This window comes from Pseudomonas meliae, from assembly GCF_001400515.1.
GTDB classification, from domain to species: Bacteria; Pseudomonadota; Gammaproteobacteria; order Pseudomonadales; family Pseudomonadaceae; genus Aquipseudomonas; species Aquipseudomonas amygdali.
Map to the genome: position 1 here is coordinate 1 of NZ_LJQT01000224.1, position 5516 is coordinate 5516.

General features: G+C 61.7%; 5 protein-coding genes. 3 read left to right on the forward strand and 2 right to left on the reverse strand.

What is annotated here, in order from left to right:
* Nucleotides 1-54: 54 nt before the first annotated feature.
* The gene (locus ALO64_RS10020; protein WP_044343683.1) at nt 55-2571 is read right to left on the reverse strand and encodes an ABC transporter permease; all 2517 of its coding nucleotides are present in this window, start codon (nt 2569-2571) and stop codon (nt 55-57) included.
* A complete protein-coding gene (locus ALO64_RS10025; RefSeq protein ID WP_004664748.1) occupies nt 2571-3254 on the reverse strand; it encodes an ABC transporter ATP-binding protein in 684 nt (227 codons plus the stop codon). Before ALO64_RS10025 ends, ALO64_RS10020 begins: the two co-directional genes overlap by 1 nt.
* A 10-nt stretch (nt 3255-3264) precedes the next feature.
* Here ALO64_RS10025 and ALO64_RS10030 point away from each other — a divergent pair, with 10 nt between their 5' ends.
* The 3 genes from ALO64_RS10030 to ALO64_RS10040 all read left to right on the forward strand — a co-directional run bounded on the left by ALO64_RS10030 (nt 3265) and on the right by ALO64_RS10040 (nt 5286).
* Nucleotides 3265-3870, forward strand: a complete 606-nt coding sequence (locus ALO64_RS10030) for an arylesterase (RefSeq protein WP_004664750.1) — start codon at nt 3265-3267, stop codon at nt 3868-3870.
* Nucleotides 3871-3926: 56 nt separating this feature from the next.
* Entirely contained in the window at nt 3927-4208 is a 282-nt protein-coding gene (locus ALO64_RS10035; protein ID WP_044343684.1) for a hypothetical protein, read from the forward strand.
* Between the two features lie 112 nt (nt 4209-4320).
* On the forward strand, nt 4321-5286 hold the full coding sequence (locus ALO64_RS10040) for a L,D-transpeptidase family protein (RefSeq protein ID WP_044343685.1): 966 nt from the start codon (nt 4321-4323) through the stop codon (nt 5284-5286).
* The last annotated feature ends 230 nt before the right edge of the window (nt 5287-5516 follow it).

Sequence of the window (5516 nt, forward strand, 5' to 3'; positions counted from 1 at the left end):
AAATTTCTGACAGTCTCGGCCGGACGCACAGCGTCGTGGTCCGGCCAGTCGCCCTCAACCCTCGCGCAGTACGGTCAACGGGCTGACGTTCAGTGCGCGGCGTGTGCCGAATACGCCAGCGCCACCCACCAGCAGGGCACCGATCACTGGCAGCAGCAATAGCCACGGATGCGGCTGCCATTCCAGTGAGAAGGCGTAGCGGTACAGCACGAAGCTCACCAGCTCACAGCCCAGCGCCGCCAGCACGCCGCTGGCAGCCCCCAGCAAACCGAATTCGATGCGCCGTGACTTGATCAGCAGTGCTCGCTCTGCGCCGAGTGCACGCAGCAGCGCGCCCTGACGGATGCGTTCGTCCAGGGTCGCCTGCAACCCTGAGAACAGTACGGCAATACCGGCCGCCAGCACAAACAGCAGCACGAATTGCACGGCCAGCGTGACCTGATCAAGAATACTGCGCACCTGCGCCAGCAAGGCCTCCACTCCCAGAATACTGATCGACGGGTAGGCCCGCGACAGCTCGACAATCTGTTTATCCTGGCCAGGCGGCAAGTAGAAGCTGGTCAGGTAAGTGGTGGGCAAATCAGCCAGGGTGCCAGGCTGGAAGATCATGAAGAAGTTGGGCTGGAAGGTATCCCAGTTCACGTCCCTCAGACTGGTGACTACGGCTTCACGCGTCAGGCCACCGACAATGAAGCTCAGCCGGTCGCCCAGTTTGATCTTCAGGCTTTCGGCCAGCTTGGTCTCGATCGATACCCCGGGCGTCGCGTCGCTCTGGCCTGAGGCCGGCAGCGCCTTCCACCAGTTACCGGCAGTCAGGGTATTGCCTTCGGGCAAATCGGCGGCCCAGGTCAGGCTAAGGTCGCGGCGAGTGGCGTTTTCACCACGCGAGTCCTTGGTCACGAAGTTGCCCACCGGTTCACCGTTGATGCTGGTCAGACGTCCCGGCACTACCGGGTAGAGCGGAGCCGAGTGGGTGGACAGCTTGCTCAGGGTCTGGGCGAAGTTTTCTTTCTCTGATGGCAACACATTGAGCACGAAATAGTTCGGTGCGTCCTTGGGCAGCTGGTTTTGCCAGGTGTCGAGCAGTTCACCGCGCAGCAGCGCGATCAAACCCATCGACAGCAGGATCAGGCCGAAGGCCAGAGATTGACCGGCAGCGGCCAGCGGGTAACGCAGCAGTTGCCCCAGGCCCAGCCGCCAGGGCAGCGACGCACCGGCCAGCAGGCGGCGCAGGCTGTTAAGCGCCAGCAGCAACAGGCTGCCCAGTATCAGCGCGGCGACGACGCCACCGCCCAACAGGGCAAAGGTAAGCACCAGGTCCAGGCTCAGGCGCCACATGATCAGGCCCAGCGCGAACAGCGCCGCGCCATACACCAGCCATGAGCTGGCGGGAATCGGCAGCATGTCACGGCGCAGCACGCGCAGCGGCGGCACGCGACCCAGTGCTGCCAGTGGCGGCAGGGCGAAACCGGCCAACGCCACCAGCCCGGTGCCCATGCCTGCCAGCGCAGGCAAAAGGCCGCCCGGTGGTACGGCGGCCGGCAACAGATTCTGCAGCAGTGCAAATAATCCCAATTGCGCCAGCCAGCCCAGCAGCGCGCCGCTCAGGCTGGCCAGCAGGCCGATGATCGCCAGTTGCAGGCTGAACAGGGTCATGGTCTCGCCGCGTGACAGGCCCAGACAGCGCAGCAGGGCGCTGGCATCGAAGCGCCGTGCGGCAAACCTGGATGCCGAAAGCGCTACGGCAACGCCTGCCAGCAGTACGGCCACCAGGCTCGGCATATTCAGATAACGTTCAGCCTTGCCCAGCGCGCCACCAATCTGCTGACTGCCATCGCGGGCGTCCTTGATTTCCTGATGCGGTTCCAGAGTCGGCTCGATGGCTTTACGGTAGGCGGCCAGCGCTTCGGGCGGGCCGCTCCACATTTCCCGGTAGCTGACCCGGCTGCCCGGTTGCACTACGCCGGTAGCCGCGAGATCCTGCAGATTGATCATCACCCTCGGGGTCAGGCTGTAGAAGTTGCCCGCACGGTCTGGCTCGTACGTCAGTACCCGAGTCAGTTTCAGGGTTTTCGAGCCGACGTCGATATCATCACCGACCTTCAGATCAACGGCTGGAAACAGTCGCGCCTCGGCCCAGGCTTCACCGGGCCTGGGGCCGCTGCCAGCCTGCTCGGTCTGATACAGGTCCGCTGCGCTTTTAAGCTCGCCGCGCAGTGGGTAAGCGTCATCCACCGCCTTGATGCTGGACAGTTGGATACCGGCATCGGTGGCGATCACGCTGGAAAAGATCACGATCTGCGCATGCTTGAGTTGCAGGCGCTTGCCTTCCTCGACCTGCTCGGCGCGCGCCGGGCTGGAACCCTCAAGAATCAGATCAGCGCCAAGAAACTCGGTCGCCCGCAACAGCATTGCGCCGTTCAGGCGCGCGCCGAAATAACCGATGGCGGTGCTGGCAGCCACGGCTACCAGAAGGGCAAAGAACAACACCCGCAGCTCTCCGGCGCGTGCATCGCGCAACAGTTGGCGGGCGGCGAGGCTTAGCAGACGGGCAAAAGGCAAACGTGCCATCAAGGCTCCAGCGGGGCGACCAGTCGGCCCCCTTCAAGACGGATCAGGCGGCGGCAGCGATGCGCCAGACGCTCATCGTGAGTCACCAGCACCAGCGTGGTGTTGCGCTCCTTGTTCAGTTCGAACAGCAGGTCGCTGATGCGCTCGCCAGTGTGGCTGTCCAGGTTGCCGGTGGGTTCGTCGGCAAACAGCACGTCCGGGTCGGCGGCAAACGCGCGGGCGATAGCGACCCGTTGCTGTTCGCCTCCGGACAACTGACGCGGCGTGTGGGTCAGGCGCTGGCCAAGGCCTACGCGCTCCAGCAGGTCGCGAGCCTTTTCGCGGGCGTCCTTGCGGCCTTCAAGCTCCATCGGCAGCATGACGTTTTCCAGCGCATTGAGGCTGTCGAGCAACTGGAATGACTGAAATACAAAACCGACGTGCTCGGCGCGTACCCTGGCGCGCTGGTCTTCATCCAGTTCACTCAGGTTGCGGCCCGAGAGGATGACCGAACCGGAGCTGGGCAGGTCCAGCCCGGCAAGCAAGCCGAGCAGGGTGGATTTGCCTGAACCGGAGGCACCGACGATGGCCAGTGTGTCGCCCTTGTTTAGTTCCAGGGAGAGTTCGTGCAGGATGGTCAGGTCACCTTCGGTGCTGGGGACTACTTTGCTGAGGCTTTGGGCACTGAGAATACTTTCACTCATGGAGAATCCGATGCGTGCGTTGTTTTTAAGTGCTGGCCTGGGGTTACTGCTGCTGTCACAGGGCGCGTTGGCGGGCACGGTATTGATCGTTGGGGATAGTATCAGTGCGGCTTTCGGACTGGATACCCGCGTAGGGTGGGTCAGCCTGCTGGAGCAGCGTCTGAGCAAGGAGGGATTCGACGACAAGGTGGTCAATGCGTCGATCAGTGGCGACACCAGTGCCGGGGGCCAGGCGCGTTTGCCTGCGCTGCTTGCAGAGCATAAGCCGGAACTGGTTATTCTCGAATTGGGTGGCAACGACGGACTGCGTGGCCAGCAGCCCGCTCAATTGCAACAAAACCTTTCATCGATGATCGACAGCTCTCGGGCAGCCGGTGCGAAAGTGTTGCTGCTCGGTATGCAGATACCGCCCAACTACGGGCCGCGTTACACCAACGCGTTCAAAGAGGTTTACAGCAACCTGGCCGAGCAGAAAAAAGTCCCGTTTGTGCCCTTCTTTCTGGAAGGTGTGGGCGGAGTGCCCGAACTGATGCAGGCTGATGGTCTGCATCCGGCGGCGGCTGCTCAGGGCAAGTTGCTGGAAAATGTCTGGCCGAGCCTGAAACCGCTGCTTTGAGGCTTTCCCGGACGGGGGCTTTCGGCTAATGTGGCGCCCCCGATCTGGAGCCCCCCATGCCGCGTCCCGCCTGGTCCCTGTATGCCTATCAAATGCTTGAGCCCCATGAGCAGCTGGATCTGTTCGCCTGTCAGGAAGTGCGCGTCCATCTGATTGCTCGCCAGTTGGAGCTGGGCGGCTCGATCGACCGGACGTTGTGTGGCACGTTGTTGCCTGCCCAGCCGCAGATGCGCGCCGTCGAACTGCAAGCCATGCGCGATGAGCGCCTGTGCCCGCTGTGCAAGGCCATCATGGATGCGCAGCGCAGGGGCATGAACCCGATCTGGCTTGAACTCTAGCTGTCATGACTGCCTGAAGGCCAACCGCAGATATCCCCGATCCTGCAAGGGCCGGTGTACACTTCAGGTCCTGTTTCCATCTCTTTAGTCGTTACCCGAAGGATCTTCCCGGATGTTGTCGCGCATACCAGCCGTTACCCGCTGTCTGTCGCTTGCTGCTCTGTGCGCGGCGAGCTCTGTCCATGCTCTGGAATTTCCGTTGCCGCCGCCCGGCGAGGACATCGTGGGCCAGGTGCAGGTCATCAAGGCCAAATACGAGGACACCTTTGCCGATCTGGGCACAAAATACGATCTGGGTTATCTGGAAATGATCGCGGCCAACCCTGGTGTTGACCCATGGTTGCCGGGTGCAGGCAAGGACATCGTGCTGCCGACCCGCTTCATTCTGCCGCCGGGCCAGCGCGAAGGGATAGTCATCAACCTTGCCGAGTACCGCATGTACTACTACCCCAAAGGGCAGAATGTCGTGCACACCTATCCGCTGGGTGTCGGTCGTGAAGGCTGGGGTTCGCCCATCGGGGTGACCAAGGTAACGGCCAAGACGCCAAACCCGACCTGGACGCCACCTGCCTCGATCAAGGCCGAACATGCCGCCGATGGTGATCCGCTGCCTGACGTAGTGCCTGCCGGTCCGGATAACCCGCTGGGGCCGTTCAAATTCGGTCTTGGGCTTTCCGGCTATCTGATCCACGGTTCGAACAAGAAGTTCGGTATTGGCATGCGCACCAGTCATGGCTGTTTCCGCATGTACAACAACAACGTGCTGGAACTGGCCGACATGGCTCCGGTCGGTACGACCGTGCGAATCATCAGCGAGCCCTACAAATTCGGCATCAGTGGCGGCAAGGTTTATCTTGAAGCACACACACCGGTCGATGATCTGGGCAACCCGTCGGTTGTCGACAAGCACACTGCGGTCATTAATGCGTTGCTCAAACGTGACGACCTGGCCAACAACCTGCGCATGAACTGGGACGTAGTACGTGATGTAGTTGCGGCCGAAGACGGCATGCCGGTGGAAATCGCAGAACCGGGCAAAGCGCCTGCGAGTGCTGAAGAGCCTGTGATTTTTCAGTAGTCCTGGTTATGTATAACGACGCTAGAGCCAGCGCTACGATAACCTCAGCTTTGGTGCGCCGCTTCACGTCACATCTGTGCTGCAGCGCAACGTAGTGTCATGCCCGCAATCACTGTACATAGATAAAGCGTTTTGTTATCGCGGTGGCACTGACGACGCAGAGTGCGACGTTAGTGACGGCTGAGCCCTGACGCTGATCCGGGGGATGCAAGGCAGGACGCCGAGCAAGC

Coding starts and splice junctions, on each gene's coding strand:
- ALO64_RS10025 (WP_004664748.1), bottom strand. CDS start 3,254: ATGAGTGAAAGTATTCTCAGTGCCCAAAGCCTCAGCAAAGTAGTCCCC.
- ALO64_RS10035 (WP_044343684.1), top strand. CDS start 3,927: ATGCCGCGTCCCGCCTGGTCCCTGTATGCCTATCAAATGCTTGAGCCC.
- ALO64_RS10030 (WP_004664750.1), top strand. CDS start 3,265: ATGCGTGCGTTGTTTTTAAGTGCTGGCCTGGGGTTACTGCTGCTGTCA.
- ALO64_RS10040 (WP_044343685.1), top strand. CDS start 4,321: ATGTTGTCGCGCATACCAGCCGTTACCCGCTGTCTGTCGCTTGCTGCT.
- ALO64_RS10020 (WP_044343683.1), bottom strand. CDS start 2,571: ATGGCACGTTTGCCTTTTGCCCGTCTGCTAAGCCTCGCCGCCCGCCAA.